The 309-nt window shown below is 35.0% G+C and carries 1 protein-coding gene; it reads right to left on the bottom strand.

The annotated features are described in order from the left end of the window. The coding region (locus H2280_RS08585; RefSeq protein ID WP_337216274.1) for a PDC sensor domain-containing protein at positions 1-272 on the bottom strand (272 nt) is incomplete at its 3' end. Between the last annotated feature and the right edge of the window lie 37 nt (positions 273-309).

Below are 309 nucleotides of genomic sequence, written 5' to 3'. Positions count from 1 at the left end.
CTATAATCACCGCCGACGGCCCCTATAAATTTTCCATTTTTATAAATAGGCATTGTATAAGTTAATGCAGAAACTCCATCTGTTGCAGATTTATATGGCCCATAAACAACAGTTTTGGTTGCGCCATGTGCTGACTGATACCATCCAGCATTTTGTAAATTGAAAGATTTAGAATCCAATATTTTTCTATCTGACAAAAGAACTCTTCCAGAATTTTCAAAACCTAAAAAAACAAGTTTAAAACCAAAAGCTTCTTTGAAAGATTCTAACAAAGCAAAAAGTTGTTCATCCCCCCCCCGTTATCCAATC

This window comes from Campylobacter sp. 2457A, assembly GCF_020135895.1.
Lineage (GTDB): Bacteria > Campylobacterota > Campylobacteria > Campylobacterales > Campylobacteraceae > Campylobacter_D > Campylobacter_D taeniopygiae.
This window is presented reverse-complemented; position numbering and strand designations above follow the sequence as displayed.